Source organism: Microlunatus parietis, from assembly GCF_013407955.1.
Lineage (GTDB): Bacteria > Actinomycetota > Actinomycetes > Propionibacteriales > Propionibacteriaceae > Microlunatus > Microlunatus parietis.
Genome location: NZ_JACCBU010000001.1, coordinates 2650107 through 2667088, shown reverse-complemented (window position 1 = coordinate 2667088; position 16982 = coordinate 2650107). Strand labels below are relative to the sequence as shown.

Sequence of the window (16982 nt, the reverse complement as noted above, 5' to 3'; positions counted from 1 at the left end):
GAGTTGAGGAGTTTCGCGACAGCTTGCCACTAGTTCCGGCAGCGTTCGTAGACTGATTGCCCGCCGAAGTCGAGGCGCAACGGCAGGGTCAGCACGGCGCGGCAGGTCTCGGCGGTCGCGGTCCGGACCGTCCGCCCGTCGTCGAACCCGCCGGTCACCACCGGCCCGATGTTTTCGCAGCTGCCCAGCCGCATGATCAGTTCGCGTGGCCCGGCGGCGGAGTGCACGGTGAGCAGGACGGTGACGTCCGGACCGTCCCGTTCCTCGCCGGCCGGACAGGACGGACCGTCCCAGACCGGAGCAGCGGCGATCCCTGCGATCAGCTTCGTGGCGTCGGCGCCGGTGAGCGCTCCGGCCGCCCGGACCCCGCCCCAGCCGCTGCCGCCGTCGGGCTCGTACTGACAGAGGGTGATCCGGTCTGCCGTCTCGAGGTCGGCGGCCGGCTTCGGCCGATACCCCGGGTCGGCGACCACCGGGTGGTCGGGGTCGCAGGGAGCGGTGTCGTCGGCCCGGACTGCGGAATCGACGATTCGCTGCGCCAGTCGGACGTCCCGGCTGACCGCGCGCAGCCGCAGGGACTCGACGGTCCGGATCGCCTCCCAGAACCCGGCCTGGATTCGGTACAGCCCGTCCGGCCGAGGATCGGGTTCTGGCCACGATCGCGGATCCGCGGAATCCACGGCGACGTGGTCCGTGATCAAGGAGTCGGGGATCGGGCGACAGCCGATCGAGAGCCGGACGACCGGACCGCCGAGCATCACGTAAGGCTGCCGTTGCTGACCGGGCTGCTGACCCCTATGACCGCACCAGTCCGGGCCGGGTTCATAGCCATAGCCCCAATCGGCCGGCACCCGAAAGGTGACCTCGCGGTACTGCTCGATCCGCCAGTCGTCCGGCCATGCCGTGGCGGGACGCCCGGCACCGAGTGCCACGGCCACCACGGCCAGGATCACCAACAGCCCGGTGACCAGGGCCAACCGGTCACGGCGCCACCATGAGCCGTTCATGACCGAAGCCTGCCACGGCGATCAGCGCCGCGGGACGCAACGCTCGAAGACGGAACTGCCGCCGCTGTCGATGCGCAGCGGCGCCACGAACACCGCTCGGCAGGTCGCCTTCGTCGCGGCTCGGACCGTTCGGCCGTCGTCGAAGCCGCCGAGCACCGGTCCGGCACCGTTGGAGCAGGTGCCCTGGCGCAGAATCAGTTCCCGGAGTCCGGCGGCATCGTGGACCCGAAGGACGACCGTGAGGTCCGGCCAGTGTTCCTCGGCGGCCGGACAGCCTGCCCCGTTCCAGGCAGGTGCCGCGGCGACGGTCTTGATCAACTTCTGCGCGGCGGTTCCGGTCAGCACCCCGGCGGCCCGCACTCCGCCCGCTTCCTGTGTCCGTCCGAGTTCGTACTGACACAGGGTGATCCGGTCGACCACTCCGAGATCGCCGGCCAGCTGCGGGCGGTATCCGTGGTCGGTGATCACCGGATGGTCGGGCCGGCAGGGCGCGGTGTCGCCGGCCGGTGCCGCGGAGTCGATGATCTGCTGGGCCAGCCCGGCGTCTCGGCTGATCACCCGCAACCGTACGGATTCGACGGTACGGATCACCTCCCAGAACCCGTTGCCGATCTTGGTCCGCCCGTCCGGGCGATCGTAGGGCGGTGTGGTCGGCCAGCTCGTGACAGTGGAGAGCACCGCGACGTGCTCGGTGATCAAGTCGTCCGGAAGGGCCGGGCAGGCGAGCTCGAGCCGCGCCCTCGGCTCGCCGAGCGAGACGTATGGCCGGCTGCGCCCGGCATCCGGGAGGCCACCACGGCACCAGTCCGGCCCGGGCTCGTACGCGTAGCCCCACTCGGCGGGCACCCGGAAGGTGACGTCGCGGTACTGCTCGGTCCGCCAGTCGTCCGGCGGCGCGGCAGTCCGCTGACCGGGTCCGGTGCAGCCGGCCAGCACGCCGACCATGATCAAGATCGACACCAGGCGGCCGACCATGATCAGCCGGTCACGGCACCTCGGCGAGCCGTTCATGATCGAAGCCTGCCACGACGTTCAGCGCCCGGGGACGCAACGCTCGAAAACGGAGCCGCTGGCGGCCTGGATCGACACCGGCGGTACGAAGACGGCCGAGCAGGTCGCCTTCGTCGCGGCGTGCACGGTGGTCCCGTCGTCGAAGCCGCCGAGCACCGTATCGCCGCCGTTCGGGCAGCCCTGCTGGCGCAGCACGATCTCGTGCAGGCCGGTCGAGCTCTGCACCCGGAGTACGGCAGCCACGTCCAGCCCGCCCTCGGGATAGGGCGGCGGGTCGCAGCGCGCGTCGTCGTTGGCGGGCGCCTTGGCGATCCCGTCGATCAGCTGCTGCGCCTTCTCCCCGGTCAGTTCGGCCGTGGCGCGCAGCCCGGACCGACCCTCGCCGGTGTCGTACTGGCAGACCGCGATCCGGTCCACCGCGCCATACGTGCGGACGTCGGAGGCCAGCTGCGGCCGCGCTTCCAGATTCTTGGTGATCGGATGATCCGGCCGGCAGAGATCGCCGTCGCCGGCCTCCCGCGCGGTACCGGCGATCTGTTCGGCCAGGTCGGCGTCCTGGCTGACCACGCGCAACTTGACGGCGCCGACCGTCTTCAGCACCTCCCAGAAACCGTTGGCAAGCTCGAACCGCCCGTCGGCCCGCTTGTCGGCCGGCTGGATCGCCGCCACGTGTTGGGTGATCAGCGCATCCGGCATCCTCGGGCACGCGATCGCCGGGATGGCGTCCGGCTCGCCGAGAGAGACGTACGGCTTGCGGTGCTCGGGCCGCGGCGTCTTGCCGTCCGAACCCGCGCACCAGGCGGACCCGGGCTCATAGGCATAGCCCCAGTCGGCCGGCACCTGGAACACCAGCTCCCGGTACTGCTCGGTCCGCCAGCCGCTCGGCGCCGGGTCGCGCGGCAGCTTCTCCGGGACCTTCGCGATGGTGGGCTGCCCGGCTGGCTCGATCCCGGGACCGGCCCCGAACAGATTCGGCAGTACGACAGCGCCGGCGGCCACGATCAGGGCCAGCACCAGGCCGCCGAGCGCGAGCCGGACGTTGCGGCGGGCCCCGGCCCGGCGCCGGGCCGCGTCGGGATCGAGGTCGCCGGGCGTCCGCAGGTCCGACATCGCGGCGCGGAAGGCCGCGGCAGCGCGCGTGTCGTCGGGGGAGTTCGGGTCGTGCTGGGCGGAGTCGTTCATCGGGTCACCTCGTCCGAGGGGGATACGGGATGCGGCGGTTCGGGCAGCTCACCGAGGCGGCCGCGCAGGGCGGCCAGCGCGCGGTGCACGTACGACCTCGCGGTGCTCTCGGTGCAGTGCAGGATCTCGGCGATCTCGGCGAACGGCAGGTCGTCGTAGAACCGGAGCACCACCGCGGCCCGCTGCTTGGTCGGCAGCGTGCCGAGCAGTTGCCGGGCCACCACCGCGTCGCTGACCGGTCCGGACGGGTCGCCCTCGGCCCGGTCGGGCCGATCGGCCGGCGGCAGTTCGACGGCGTCGACGAGATACTCCCGGCGGGTGAACTTGCGCCACCAGGACACCGTCCGGTTGACGATGACCCGCCGCGCGTACGCGTCCGCGCCGATCGTCCGGCCCCCCGGCGTCGGCTCCCGGAGCCGGTGCCAGCGCGGGCAGACCGCGACCAGCGCGTCCTGCACCGCGTCCGCCGCGTCGTGTCCGCTGCCGGTCACCATGTGGGCGAAGCCGAGCAGCGACGGACCGCTGGCCGCCACCCACTCGGAGAAGTCCGGCGTCGGGTCGGCTTCCGCGGGTCGCGGCCGTCGATCCACCGTCGGCACCTCCGTCCTGGTCCCGTCGCCGAATGCCTGCGTGCCGATTGGCTGCATGGCGTATCCACGCGACAGCCTGTCAGTTCGTTGCACCCGATTCCGGATCCGCGCCGGGCGCCCGGTCTTGATCGGATGATTTCTGTTACCGGCGGCGGTTCTGCCGCTGCGAGCACGGAACCGAGGTATGCTTGGCGGACGCGCTCGATTTGACAGCGCTACTCAGTGCTGCCCGCAGGTGTTTACAAACCGCGGTTGAGTGGTTATGCTGGTTCCTTGCCCTCCGCATACTCGACGACCCGTTGAATTTGACACGGGCCGTTCGGCGTGCGCGGAGACCTGACCTGGAACCTGTACGACCTCAACTGAATAGCACCTCGACTCACTCAGCACCGCACCCGCGAGTCTTTCGGAAGGACCCATCTCTTGGCCGCCTCGCGCACTGCCCAGAAGAACCACGTTGTCTCTAACACCGGTCGCATTTCCTTCGCCAAGATCGCCGAGCCCATGGAGGTCCCCGATCTGCTTGACGTGCAGATCGAGTCCTTCGACTGGCTGATCGGCAACGACGCCTGGCAGTCGCGCGTCGCGGAAGCGCTGGACGAGGGACGCACCGACGTCAACACCAAATCGGGGCTGGAGGAGATCTTCGAGGAGATCTCCCCGATCGAGGACTTCTCCCAGACGATGTCGCTGTCGTTCCGGGACCACCGCTTCGAACCGCCGAAGAACACGGTGGACGAGTGCAAGGACCGCGACGTGACGTACGCGGCGCCGCTGTTCGTGACTGCGGAGTTCATGAACAACGAGACCGGCGAGATCAAGAGCCAGACGGTCTTCATCGGTGACTTCCCGCTGATGACCGACAAGGGCACCTTCATCATCAACGGCACCGAGCGCGTCGTGGTGTCGCAGCTGGTCCGGTCCCCGGGCGTCTACTTCGAGACGACCGCCGACAAGACGTCGGACAAGGACATCTACACCTGCAAGATCATTCCGTCCCGCGGCGCCTGGCTCGAGTTCGAGATCGACAAGCGCGACATGGTCGGCGTCCGGCTGGACCGCAAGCGCAAGCAGAACGTCACGGTGCTGCTCAAGGCGCTGGGCTGGACCGACGCCCAGATCCTCGAGGAGTTCGGCGAGTACGAGTCGATGCGGCTCACCCTGGAGAAGGACCACACCTCCACCCAGGACGAGGCCCTGCTCGACATCTACCGCAAGCTCCGCCCGGGCGAACCGCCGACCCGCGAGGCCGCGCAGGCCCTGCTGGAGAACTACTACTTCAACCCGAAGCGGTACGACCTGGCCAAGGTCGGTCGTTACAAGATCAACAAGAAGCTGGGCCTGGAGCAGCCGTTCGACGCCCAGGTGCTGTCGATCGACGACATCGTCGCCGCCATCCGCTTCGTCGTCGCGCTGCACGAGGGCAAGGAGACCCTGGACAGCCCGCGCGGTGAGCTGGTGGTCGAGTCCGACGACATCGATCACTTCGGCAACCGGCGGCTGCGGACCGTGGGTGAACTGATCCAGAACCAGCTGCGCACCGGCCTGGGCCGGATGGAGCGCGTGGTCCGGGACCGGATGACGACCCAGGACGTCGAGGCGATCACGCCGCAGACCTTGATCAACATCCGGCCGGTGACGGCGGCGCTGAAGGAGTTCTTCGGCACCTCGCAGCTGTCCCAGTTCATGGACCAGATCAACCCGATCGCGGGGCTGACCCACAAGCGGCGGCTGAACGCGCTCGGCCCGGGCGGTATCTCCCGGGACCGCGCCCAGATGGACGTCCGCGACGTGCACACCTCGCACTACGGCCGGATGTGTCCGATCGAGACGCCGGAAGGCCCGAACATCGGCCTGATCGGCTCCCTGGCGAGCTTCGCCCGGGTCAACTCGTTCGGCTTCGTCGAGACCCCGTACCGCAAGATCGTCGGCGGCAAGGTGACCGACCAGATCGACTACCTGACCGCGGACGAGGAGGACCGGTACGTCGTCGCGCAGGCCAACGCCAAGCTGACCGAGGACGGCAAGTTCGCCGAGCAGCGGGTGCTGGTCCGCAAGCGGCACGGCGAGACCGACGAGGTCAACGCCGACGAGGTGGACTACATGGACGTCTCGCCGCGCCAGATGGTGTCGGTGGCGACCGCGCTGATCCCGTTCCTCGAGCACGACGACGCGTCCCGCGCGCTGATGGGCTCCAACATGCAGCGGCAGGCGGTTCCGTTGGTCCGTACCGAGGCGCCGCTGGTCGGCACCGGCATGGAGTACCGGGCCGCGGTCGACGCCGGTGACGTGACCGTCGCCGCGCAGGCCGGCGCCGTCACCTCGGTGACCGCCGACCTGATCGACATCGCGCACGACGACGGCACGTACAAGACGTACCGGCTGTCCAAGTTCCGTCGCTCCAACCAGGGCAGCAGCGTCAACCAGCGCCCGCTGGTGAAGGCCGGCGACCGGGTCGAGAAGGGCACCCCGCTGGCCGACGGCCCGTGCACCGACGCCGGCGAGATGGCGCTCGGCAAGAACCTGCTGGTCGCGTTCATGCCGTGGGAGGGCCACAACTACGAGGACGCGATCATCCTCAGCCAGCGGCTGGTCCAGGACGACGTCCTCACCTCGATCCACATCGAGGAGCACGAGGTCGACGCCCGGGACACCAAGCTCGGCGCCGAGGAGATCACCCGCGACATCCCGAACGTCAGCGAGGATCAGCTGGCCGACCTGGACGAGCGCGGCATCATCCGGATCGGTGCCGAGGTCGGCGCCGGCGACGTGCTGGTCGGCAAGGTCACCCCGAAGGGCGAGACCGAACTGACCCCGGAGGAGCGGCTGCTCCGCGCGATCTTCGGCGAGAAGGCGCGCGAGGTCCGCGACACCTCGATGCGGGTCCCGCACGGCGAGTCCGGCACCGTGATCGGCGTCCGGGTCTTCGACCGGGACAACGACGACGAGCTGTCGCCGGGCGTGAACCAGCTGGTCCGGGTGTACGTGGCGCAGAAGCGGAAGATCTCCGACGGCGACAAGCTCTGTGGCCGGCACGGCAACAAGGGCGTCATCTCCAAGATCCTCCCGGTCGAGGACATGCCGTTCATGGAGGACGGCACCCCCGTCGATATCGTGCTCAACCCGCTCGGCGTGCCGAGCCGGATGAACATCGGCCAGGTGCTGGAGACCCATCTCGGCTGGATCGGCAAGAGCGGCTGGGACATCTCCGAGGCCAAGGGCGAATGGGCCGACCGGCTGCGCGAGGTCGGGCTGGAGCGGGTCGAGCCGAACTCGCGGCTGGCGACGCCGGTCTTCGACGGCGCCACCGAGGAGGAGATCACCGGCCTGCTCAACCACACCCTGCCCAACCGGGACGGCGTCCGCGTCGTGAACGGCGACGGCAAGGCGAAGCTGTTCGACGGCCGGACCGGTGAGCCGTACCCGGCGCCGGTGGGTGTCGGCTACATGTACATCCTGAAGCTGACCCACATGGTCGACGACAAGCTGCACGCCCGGTCCACGGGTCCGTACTCGATGATCACCCAGCAGCCGCTCGGCGGTAAGGCGCAGTTCGGTGGCCAGCGGTTCGGCGAGATGGAGGTCTGGGCGCTCGAGGCGTACGGCGCCGCGTGGGCCCTGCAGGAGCTGCTGACGATCAAGTCCGACGACGTGCCGGGCCGGGTCAAGGTGTACGAGGCGATCGTCAAGGGCGAGAACATCCCCGAGCCGGGCATCCCGGAGTCCTTCAAGGTTCTGGTGAAGGAGATGAAGTCGCTCTGCCTGAACGTCGAGGTGCTGTCCAGCGACGGCAGCACGGTCGAGTTGCGGGATTCGGAAGAGGACAACTACCGGGCCAGCGACGAGTTCGGCATCGACCTCTCGCGTCGGCCGGGCGAATCCCTCAGTGGAGTCGAAGAGGTCTGATCCCTGTCCGACCCGTACCGGCATCAGGTCGGTGCGGGTCGGCACCAACGACGAAGTAAACGAGCTACCGAAGAGAAGAGATAAACAACGTGCTCGACGTGAACTTCTTTGATGAGATCCGGATCGGCCTGGCGACCGCTGACGACATTCGCACCTGGTCGCACGGCGAGGTCAAGAAGCCGGAGACCATCAACTACCGCACGCTCAAGCCGGAGCGTGACGGGCTGTTCTGCGAGAAGATCTTCGGTCCCACCCGGGACTGGGAGTGCTACTGCGGAAAGTACAAGCGAGTTCGGTTCAAGGGCATCATCTGTGAGCGCTGCGGCGTCGAGGTGACCCGGTCCAACGTCCGGCGGGACCGGATGGGCCACATCGAACTGGCCGCTCCGGTCACCCACATCTGGTACTTCAAGGGTGTCCCGTCCCGGCTGGGCTACCTGCTCGACATCGCGCCGAAGGACCTGGAGAAGGTCATCTACTTCGCGGCGTACATGATCACCGAGGTCGACGTCGACGGCCGGCACCGCGATCTGTCCTCGCTCGAGGCCAAGATCGACGTCGAGCGCAAGCAGCTCGAGGGCCGCCGCGACTCCGACATCGAGAACCGGATGCGCAAGCTCGAAGAGGACATGGCCGCCCTGGAGGCCGAGGGCGCCAAGGCCGACGCGAAGCGCAAGGTCCGCGAGGGCGCCGAGCGCGAGGTCAAGCAGCTGCGCGACCGCGCCCAGCGCGAGCTGGACCGGCTGGACGCGGTCTGGGACCGGTTCAAGAACCTCAAGGTCCAGGACCTCGAGGGCGACGAGGTGCTCTACCGGGAGATGAAGACCCGGTTCGGCAAGTACTTCTCGGGCTCGATGGGCGCCCAGGCGATCAAGAAGCGGCTGGAGACCTTCGATCTGCAGGCCGAGGCGCTCAACCTGAAGGACACGATCCAGAACGGCCGCGGGCAGCGCAAGACCCGGGCCCTGAAGCGGCTCAAGGTCGTCTCGGCGTTCCTCACCACGAAGAACAGCCCGGCCGGCATGGTGCTCGACTGCGTCCCGGTGATCCCGCCGGAGCTGCGGCCGATGGTCCAGCTGGACGGTGGCCGGTTCGCCACCTCCGACCTGAACGACCTGTACCGCCGGGTGATCAACCGGAACAACCGACTGAAGCGCCTGCTTGATCTTGGTGCGCCGGAGATCATCGTCAACAACGAGAAGCGGATGCTGCAGGAGGCCGTCGACTCGCTGTTCGACAACGGCCGCCGCGGCCGGCCGGTGACCGGCCCGGGCAACCGCCCGCTGAAGTCGATCTCCGACATGCTCAAGGGCAAGCAGGGCCGGTTCCGGCAGAACCTGCTCGGTAAGCGCGTCGACTACTCCGGCCGTTCCGTGATCGTCGTCGGCCCGCAGCTGAAGCTGCACCAGTGCGGTCTGCCGAAGGCGATGGCGCTGGAGCTGTTCAAGCCGTTCGTGATGAAGCGGCTGGACGACCTGAACCACGCCCAGAACATCAAGTCCGCGAAGCGGATGGTGGAGCGGCAGCGGCCGGTCGTCTGGGACGTCCTGGAAGAGGTCATCGCCGAGCACCCGGTGCTGCTGAACCGCGCACCGACCCTGCACCGGCTGGGCATCCAGGCGTTCGAGCCGCAGCTGATCGAGGGCAAGGCGATCCAGATCCACCCGTTGGTCTGTACGGCCTTCAACGCCGACTTCGACGGTGACCAGATGGCGGTGCACCTGCCGCTGGGCGCCGAGGCGCAGGCCGAGGCCCGGATCTTGATGCTGTCGACGAACAACATCCTGAAGCCGGCCGACGGCCGGCCGGTGACCATGCCGACCCAGGACATGATCATCGGGATGTACTTCCTGACCATTCAGGCCGAGGATGCGGTGGGTGCCGGCCGGGTGATCTCCTCGGTCGCCGAGGGCCTGATGGCCTCCGACCGCGGCGAGCTGAGTGTTCAGGCGCCGATCCGGATCCGGCTGACCGGGATCACCCCGCCGGAGGGTCACGAGCTGCGTGCCGACGGTACGATCCTGCTCGAGACCACGCTCGGCCGGGCCCTGTTCAACGAGGCGCTGCCGGCGGACTACCCGTACGTCAACTACGAGGTGGGCAAGAAGCAGCTGGGCCAGATCATCAACGATCTCGCCGAGCGGTACCCGAACGTCGAGGTGGCCGGCTGCCTGGACGCGCTGAAGGATCTCGGCTTCCACTGGGCCACCCGGTCCGGGGTCACCGTGTCCATCGGCGACGTCGAGACCCCGCCGGACAAGCCGGAGATCATCGCCGCGTACGAGGAGCGGGCCGCCAAGATCGACAAGCAGTACGATCGCGGCCTGATCACCGAGGACGAGCGGCGCCAGGAACTGATCGAGATCTGGACCGACGCGCTGAGCCGGGTCGGGATGGCGATGGAGAAGAACTTCACCAAGACCAACCCGATCTTCATGATGGTCGACTCGGGTGCCCGCGGAAACATGGTGCAGATGCGCCAGATCGCGGCCATGCGAGGCCTGGTGGTGAACCCGAAGGGCGAGATCATCCCGCGGCCGATCAAGGCGAACTTCCGCGAGGGTCTGTCCGTGCTGGAGTACTTCATCTCCACCCACGGTGGTCGTAAGGGCCAGGCCGACACCGCGCTGCGGACCGCCGACTCGGGTTACCTGACCCGGCGTCTGGTGGACGTCAGCCAGGACGTGATCATCCGCGAGGAGGATTGCGGCACCGAGCGCGGCCTGAACAAGATCATCGCCGAGGAGGTCGACGGCAAGCTGGTCGTCGACGAGCACGCCGAGACCGCCGTCTACGCCCGGACGCTGGCGACCGACGTCACCGGCCCGGACGGCGACGTGTTGCTCGCTGCCGGCACCGACCTGGGTGATGTGAACATCGCCAAGCTGGTCGAGGCCGGGATCAGCACGGTCAAGGTGCGCAGCGTCCTCACCTGTGAGGCGATCACCGGCACCTGTGCCATGTGCTACGGCCGCTCGCTGGCCGCCGGCAAGCTGGTCGACGTCGGCGAGGCCGTGGGCATCGTCGCGGCGCAGTCCATCGGCGAGCCCGGCACCCAGCTGACGATGCGTACCTTCCACACCGGTGGTGTGGCCGGTGACGACATCACGCAGGGTCTGCCGCGGGTCCAGGAGCTCTTCGAGGCCCGGGTCCCGAAGGGCAAGGCGCCGATCGCCGAGGCCGCCGGCCGCGTCGAGATCGTCGACGGGGACCGGTCCAAGAAGATCGTCGTCACGCCGGACGACGGCTCGGAGCCGACCGAGTACACGGTCACCCGCCGGGCCCGGTTGCTGGTCGAGGACGGGGAGCGGGTCACGGTCGGGCAGCAGCTCACCGCCGGCACCGCCGACCCGCAGGACGTGCTTCGGATCCTCGGTGTCCGCAAGGTGCAGGAGCACCTGGTGGACGAGGTCCAGTCGGTCTACCGGACCCAGGGCGCGCCGATCCACGACAAGCACATCGAGGTCATCATCCGGCAGATGCTGCGCCGGGTGACGGTGATCGAGTCGGGCGACTCCAACCTGCTCGCCGGTGACCTGGTCGACCGCCTGATGTACGAGGCGGAGAACCGCAAGGTCGTCGCCGAGGGTGGCACCCCGGCCTCCGGCCGTCCGGTCCTGATGGGCATCACCAAGGCGTCGCTGGCCACCGATTCGTGGCTGTCGGCGGCGTCCTTCCAGGAGACCACCAAGGTCCTCACCGATGCGGCGATCCACGGCAAGTCGGACTCGTTGGTCGGCCTGAAGGAGAACGTGATCCTGGGCAAGCTGATCCCGGCCGGCACCGGCCTGGACCGGTACCGCAACATCCGGGTCGAGCCGACCGAGGAGGCGAAGGCGCAGGCGTACTCGATGGTCGGGTACGACCCCTTCGACTACGACTTCGGCTCCGGTTCCGGTGCCGCGGTCCCGCTCGAGGACTACGACCTGGGCAGCGACTACCGCTGACCCACCGACACGAAGAGCGCCCCTCCCGGATTCCGGGAGGGGCGCTCTCCCATTCCGCCGACCGGTCACAAAAGCAGGCGTTCTGGCGGCGTGTCGCTGCACTTGTGACTGGTCGATCGCCGTGGCGGGAGACCGCGGACGCCATCGGCCCGGCGTCCAGGATGTCGCGGAGCAGCACGGGGCCGCGACCGCCGCTCAGCCGAACAGGGCGTCGGCGAGGTCGTCCAGGGTGGCGATCCGGGGCAGCTCGACCAGTTCCGTGATCGCGGTGATCGCGTTGAACTGGAACTCCAGCACGCCCTGCAGGGCGCGGCGCGGGAAGTCCGGGCCGCGGGTCCAGCCGGCCGCGTCGAGCATGATCGAGAACGGCCGGGGATCGCCGGCGAAGGCGTCGAAACGGGTCGCGACGAGTTCGTACCAGGGGTCGGCCGGGATCGCGTCGGCCCAGTCGATGATGCCGGCCAGACCATGATCATCGACGAAGACGTGGTCGGCGGTCAGGTCGGCGTGCACCAGCACCCGCTCCGCCGAGGCGTCGGCCAGGAACTCCGGCACCTGCTCGACCAGGTGGTCCGGCAGTCCGAAGCCGCGCAGCCGCTCCGGGGCCGCGGCGCGCAAACCCGGCAGTGGATCGCGGGCGGCGATCAGGGCAGGGATCGGGAGCCGGTGCAGCCGGGTGATCACGGCGCCCAGCTCGGCCGCCGCCGCCGGCACCGACGGCGCGGACCGGGCGTCCCGGATCGGGACCGAGTGCAGTCGTTCCATGATCAGGTACGGCCAGCTCCAGTGATCATCGTCGTCGAAGAGGCGGCCGGAGGCGACCAGGCCGGGCGCCGGGATGCCCGGCTCGCCGGTCAGCAGCTCGGCCATCGCCAGCTCGGTGGCGAAGCAGGCCGCGCCGTCGAACGTCTCGCCGAACAGCTTCACCACCACGTCGCCGGCCAGGAAGGTCGGGAACGTCCCGACGAACGGCGCCTCGACCTCGGTCGCCGACAGATCGGACCGGTCGAGCGCCGTACGGACATAGGCGCCCCAGTAACCGACATCACCGAGGTGCTGCCCGTAGTGCGGCTGGTCGGTCGTCGGCCGGGGGAGAGTCACGGTCCGACTATCGCGGTGCGGTGCTGCGGCGTCCACTGAGTTTGTGCCATGATGTGAGTGAACCTTCATTCGCATCATCAGGGAGATCGATGGCGCCGCAACCCGGCAAGGACAGCCCGGCGGTCCAGGCACGCCGCCGGCGCCAGCAGGACCGGATCGTGCGCGCGGCGGCGACCCTGTTCGCCCGGCAGGGGATCCACCGCACCTCGATGCAACAGATCGCGGCCGAGGCCGGGATGAGCGTCGGCTCGCTGTACCAGTACCTGCCGAACAAGGAGGCGATCATCGCCGAGGCGACGCTGGCCAACGACCGCGCCACGGCCCAGGTGCTCGGCGAGCATCCCGACTTCCAGCAGCTGCGGGACCTGCTCGGCGAGACGCTGCGGCGGACCGCGGCGGCGGCGGTGGAGCACGTTGTCCTGAGCGTCGAGATCTCCGCCGAGGCCTCCCGCAACCCCGCCGTCGCCGAACGGCTGGCGGAGCAGTTCGAGACGGCCTGCGGCCTGCTCGGGGACGCGTTCCGGCGGCTCGACCCGGAACTCGGCGAGCCGGAGGCCAGGACCCGGGCCGAGCTGTACATCGTCGCCCAGGCCGGCTTCAGCACCCTGCGCGCCAGCCGGGTCCGGGCGACCGGCCTGGCCGAGGCGGGGGATCGGATCCTCGACCTGGTCCTCCCGCCGACGCATACCGAGGAGAAGCCGTGATCATCGCCCCGCCCCGACGATCCCGTTCCATGATCACGGCGGTCCCGGTCCTGCTCGCGCTGCTGGCGCTCACCCTGGCCGGCTGTGCCGCGCCGGCGACCGGCCCGGTGATCACGCCGCCGACCGCGCCACGGGTGTCCGCGGAACTGACCAAGGCCGACGTCGATGACTGGCTGGACGGGATGCTGCCGACCGCGCTGGAGCGGGAGGGCCTGGCCGGAGCGACCGTCTCGGTGGTGGCCGACGGGCGGATCCTGACCGAGCGCGGCTACGGTGCCGCCGACCTCGGCGAGGCCGAGCGGCCGCCGGTCCCGGTGGACCCGGCGCGCACGCTGTTCCGGATCGGGTCGGTCTCCAAGCTGGTCACCGCGGTCGCCGTGATGCAGCAGGTCGAGGCCGGCAAGGTGGACCTGGACGCCGACGTGCAGACGTACCTCGACTTCGACCTGGAGCGGGCTTTCGACGAGCCGGTGACGTTGCGGCACCTGCTCAGTCACACCGCCGGGTACGAGGATCGCGGCCGCGGCGTGCTGCTCGCGCCCGGCACGCCCGAGCCGGACCTGCGGACCGAGGTCGCGGTCGACCAGCCCGAACAGCTGTACCGGCCGGGCACCGTGCCGGCGTACTCGAACTGGTCCAACGCGCTGGCCGCCTATGTCGTCCAGCGGGTCACCGGCACGCCCTACCGGGACTATGCCCGGGACCGGGTGCTGGACCGGCTCGGGATGTCCGGCTCGAGCTTCGATCAGCCGCTGCCGGAGGGTCTGGCCGGCCGGATGTCGCAGGGGTATCCCGCCGTGGGCGCATCCGCGGCCGGCTTCGAGACGATCGGGCCCGCGCCGGCCGGGGCGATGTCGGCCACCGCGCACGATCTTGGTCTCTTCATGCTGGCCCTGCTCGGCACCCCGGCCGGGAACTCGCCGCCACTGCTCCGGCCGGAGAGCCTGGCCGCCATGGGCCGGCCCGCTGTCGCCGAGTCGCTCGGTGGCCTCGGGCTGGCCGACCAGATGGGCCTCGGCTTCTTCCTGTACGAACTGCAGGGCCACCGGGTCCTCGCCCACGGCGGCGACACCGCGATGTTCCACAGTCAGCTCGCCGTACTGCCCGAGCTGGGCACCGGCATCTTCGTCTCGATCAACAGCACCGGCCGGGCCGGGGACTCGGCCGCCACCCTGCGGACCGCGCTGCTGACCGGCTTCGTCGAGCGCTACCACCCGGGCCCGGCGGCCGCCGCGCCCGCGGCGACCGCCACCTCGGCCGAGCACGCCGCCCGGGCCGCCGGCTCGTACCAGTTTTCGCGACGGGGCGAGAGCACGTTCTTCCGGGCCGCCTCGGTGATCTCCGCGATAACGGTGACCGACAACGGGGACGGGACGATCAGCCTGCCGATCGTGGCCACCTCCGGCGGACACCCATTGCGGCTCCGGGAGGTCAGCGTCACCGAGGACGGCTGGGTGTGGCAGGAGGTCGGCGGGGAGCTCCGGCTGGCCATGGACGTGGCGGACGGGCGGGTGACGGCGATCGGGTACGACCCCGCGCACGTGTTGTTGCCGATGCCGCCGGACCGGCAGGCCGTCCTCCCGGTCGCGATCGGCGCGATCGGCTGGGCACTGCTGGTGCTGCTGGCCTGGCCGATCGGCGCGATCGTCCGCCGGCGGCACGGCGTCAGCCTGGCGGAGTGGTCGGTCGCCCGGCGCCGGCTCCGGACGCTCACCCACCTCGGCCTGCTCGCCGTACCGCTCGCAACGCTGGGCTGGGTCGCCGTGATCTCGTTGATCGGGTCCTTCGTGCCCGCCCCGGAACCGGTGCTGCGGGCACTGCAGGTGCTGACGCTCGTCCCGGTGCTGGCCGTGGTCCCGGCGTTGCTGCAGCTGATCGGGACGCTCCGCAACCGGGGCGGAGTGTGGAGCGCGATCGGCAACTTGTTGATCATGGTGGCCCTGCTGGCGTTCGGCTGGGCCGCTTGGACCGCCGGGCTGCTCTCGCCCGATCTGACCTACTAACCTTCCGGAGCATGACCACGGACACCGCCCGTCCGAACCTCCTGTTGATCACGACCGACCAGCAGCACTACGAGTGCCTCGGTGTCCGTACGCCGGCGCTGTCGACGCCGAACCTCGACCGGCTGGCGGCCGACGGGGCGCTGTTCGACCGGGCCTACTGCCCGAACCCGCTCTGCTCGCCGTCCCGGTCCTCGATCATCACCGGGCAGTATCCGTCCAGTCACGGCTGCTGGACCATCGGCACCAAGCTGGACGAGGAGCGGCCGACCGTGTCGGGGCTGCTGAGCAACGCCGGCTACGCGACCTCGTTGATCGGCAAGGCGCACTTCCAGCCGCTCGCCTCGACGCCCGAGCAGACGTCGCTGGAGGCGCCGCCGCGGTTTCGTGATCTTGACTTCTGGCGCGGCTACCACGGCCCGCACTACGGCTTCGAGCACGTCGAACTGGCCCGCAACCACGCCGACGAGGCCTGGGCCGGGCAGCACTACGCGCTCTGGATGGAGGAGCAGGGGCTGCCGAACTGGCGGGAGTATTTCCGATCCGAGCAGCAGGAGCCGGGCCGACGCCACCGCTGGGACCTGCCGGAGGAGTTCCACTACACGACGTTCGTCGCGGAGCGTTCGGTCGCCGCGATCGAGCGCGCGACGGCGGAGGACCGGCCCTTCTTCACCTGGGCCAGCTTCCAGGACCCGCACCCGCCTTATCTGGTGCCGGAGCCCTGGGCGTCGCTGCACGACCCGGCCGACGTGACGGTCGGCCGCCTGGAACCCGGCGAGCTCGAGGCGATGCCGCCCTGTTCGGCCTGACCCAGCAACCCTCTCCCGACTTCTCGGCCTGGCGGGAGACTCGGTACGCGAACCACGGATTCCGGTCACACCTGATCACCGAGGCGGAGCTGCGCCGCAACGTCGCGATCTACTACGGGATGATCAGCTTCGTCGACGCCGGGATCGGCCGGATCCTCGCCGCGCTGGACCGGCTCGGGATCGCCGACGACACGATCGTCGTGTTCACCACTGATCATGGACACTTCCTCGGGCAGCACGGGCTGATCGCCAAGGGCGCCTTCCACTACGAGGATCTGATCCGGATCCCGATGATCGTCCGCGCGGCCGGCGTCCCGGCCGGGCTGCGGGTGGCCGGGCTGCAGAGCCTGGTGGACCTGGCGCCGACGTTCCTGTCCGCGGCCGGGCTCGACGTACCGCTGTGGATGCAGGGAGTTGATCAACGGCCGGTCTGGACCGGCGCCACCGAATCGGTTCGTGATCATGTCTTCGTGGAGAACCGGCACCAGCCGACCCGGGTGCACCTGCGCACCTACGTCGAGGAGCGTTACAAGATCACGATCCACCGTGATCAGCCGTACGGCGAGCTGTTCGATCTTGCCGACGATCCGGGCGAGCACCGCAACCGGTTCGACGACCCGGCCTACGCCTCGGTCCGGGCCGGCCTGATGGAGCGCCTGGTCAACGCCGAGGTGGCTCGCGAGCGAAGCCCGTACCCGCGGATCGCCGACGCCTGAGGCACGGCC

Annotated in this window: 11 protein-coding genes; 6 read left to right on the top strand and 5 right to left on the bottom strand. The window is 69.6% G+C overall.

What is annotated here, in order from left to right; genetic code table 11:
- Positions 1 to 29: 29 nt before the first annotated feature.
- The 4 genes from BKA15_RS12730 to BKA15_RS12715 are packed head-to-tail and all read right to left on the bottom strand — an operon-like array spanning position 30 to position 3790.
- Complete coding sequence (locus tag BKA15_RS12730; RefSeq protein ID WP_179751278.1) at positions 30 to 1007, bottom strand: hypothetical protein; 978 nt, start codon at positions 1005 to 1007, stop codon at positions 30 to 32.
- Positions 1008 to 1028: 21 nt separating this feature from the next.
- Positions 1029 to 2018, bottom strand: coding sequence for a hypothetical protein (locus BKA15_RS12725; RefSeq protein ID WP_179751276.1), 990 nt, complete (start codon positions 2016 to 2018; stop codon positions 1029 to 1031).
- A gap of 21 nt (positions 2019 to 2039) precedes the next feature.
- A complete protein-coding gene (locus BKA15_RS12720; protein ID WP_179751274.1) occupies positions 2040 to 3200 on the bottom strand; it encodes a hypothetical protein in 1161 nt (386 codons plus the stop codon).
- Positions 3197 to 3790, bottom strand: a complete 594-nt coding sequence (locus tag BKA15_RS12715; RefSeq protein ID WP_312878990.1) for an RNA polymerase sigma factor — start codon at positions 3788 to 3790, stop codon at positions 3197 to 3199. Before BKA15_RS12715 ends, BKA15_RS12720 begins: the two co-directional genes overlap by 4 nt.
- 423 nt (positions 3791 to 4213) lie before the next feature.
- Between BKA15_RS12715 and rpoB the strand changes: the two genes are divergently transcribed.
- Together rpoB and BKA15_RS12705 are read left to right on the top strand one after the other, a co-directional pair.
- Positions 4214 to 7696, top strand: coding sequence for a DNA-directed RNA polymerase subunit beta (gene rpoB, locus BKA15_RS12710; protein WP_179751270.1), 3483 nt, complete (start codon positions 4214 to 4216; stop codon positions 7694 to 7696).
- Between the two features lie 89 nt (positions 7697 to 7785).
- Entirely contained in the window at positions 7786 to 11643 is a 3858-nt protein-coding gene (locus BKA15_RS12705) for a DNA-directed RNA polymerase subunit beta' (protein WP_179751267.1), read from the top strand.
- A gap of 195 nt (positions 11644 to 11838) precedes the next feature.
- On the opposite strand, the gene BKA15_RS12700 is transcribed toward BKA15_RS12705, so the two are convergent.
- Entirely contained in the window at positions 11839 to 12744 is a 906-nt protein-coding gene (locus tag BKA15_RS12700) for a phosphotransferase family protein (RefSeq protein WP_179751265.1), read from the bottom strand.
- 89 nt (positions 12745 to 12833) lie between these two features.
- Between BKA15_RS12700 and BKA15_RS12695 the strand changes: the two genes are divergently transcribed.
- From BKA15_RS12695 to BKA15_RS36350, 4 genes are read left to right on the top strand one after another with little or no spacing between them, the layout of a single operon-like run.
- Positions 12834 to 13448: a TetR/AcrR family transcriptional regulator gene (locus BKA15_RS12695; protein ID WP_179751263.1), complete on the top strand. Its 615-nt coding sequence runs from the start codon at positions 12834 to 12836 to the stop codon at positions 13446 to 13448.
- Positions 13445 to 15451, top strand: coding sequence for a serine hydrolase domain-containing protein (locus BKA15_RS12690; RefSeq protein ID WP_179751262.1), 2007 nt, complete (start codon positions 13445 to 13447; stop codon positions 15449 to 15451). Before BKA15_RS12695 ends, BKA15_RS12690 begins: the two co-directional genes overlap by 4 nt.
- Before the next feature lie 11 nt (positions 15452 to 15462).
- Positions 15463 to 16257 (top strand): sulfatase-like hydrolase/transferase, encoded by a 795-nt coding sequence (locus BKA15_RS34840; RefSeq protein WP_218871275.1) that lies wholly within the window; start codon positions 15463 to 15465, stop codon positions 16255 to 16257.
- The gene (locus tag BKA15_RS36350; protein WP_312879683.1) at positions 16170 to 16973 is read left to right on the top strand and encodes a sulfatase family protein; all 804 of its coding nucleotides are present in this window, start codon (positions 16170 to 16172) and stop codon (positions 16971 to 16973) included. The genes BKA15_RS34840 and BKA15_RS36350 overlap by 88 nt, the downstream gene beginning before the upstream one ends.
- Positions 16974 to 16982 lie beyond the last annotated feature (9 nt).

Bases quoted from the DNA above. Each gene is read 5' to 3' on its own strand.
- BKA15_RS12730 (WP_179751278.1), bottom strand. From the start codon at position 1,007: ATGAACGGCTCATGGTGGCGCCGTGACCGGTTGGCCCTGGTCACCGGG.
- BKA15_RS12725 (WP_179751276.1), bottom strand. From the start codon at position 2,018: ATGAACGGCTCGCCGAGGTGCCGTGACCGGCTGATCATGGTCGGCCGC.
- BKA15_RS12720 (WP_179751274.1), bottom strand. From the start codon at position 3,200: ATGAACGACTCCGCCCAGCACGACCCGAACTCCCCCGACGACACGCGC.
- BKA15_RS12695 (WP_179751263.1), top strand. From the start codon at position 12,834: ATGGCGCCGCAACCCGGCAAGGACAGCCCGGCGGTCCAGGCACGCCGC.
- BKA15_RS34840 (WP_218871275.1), top strand. From the start codon at position 15,463: ATGACCACGGACACCGCCCGTCCGAACCTCCTGTTGATCACGACCGAC.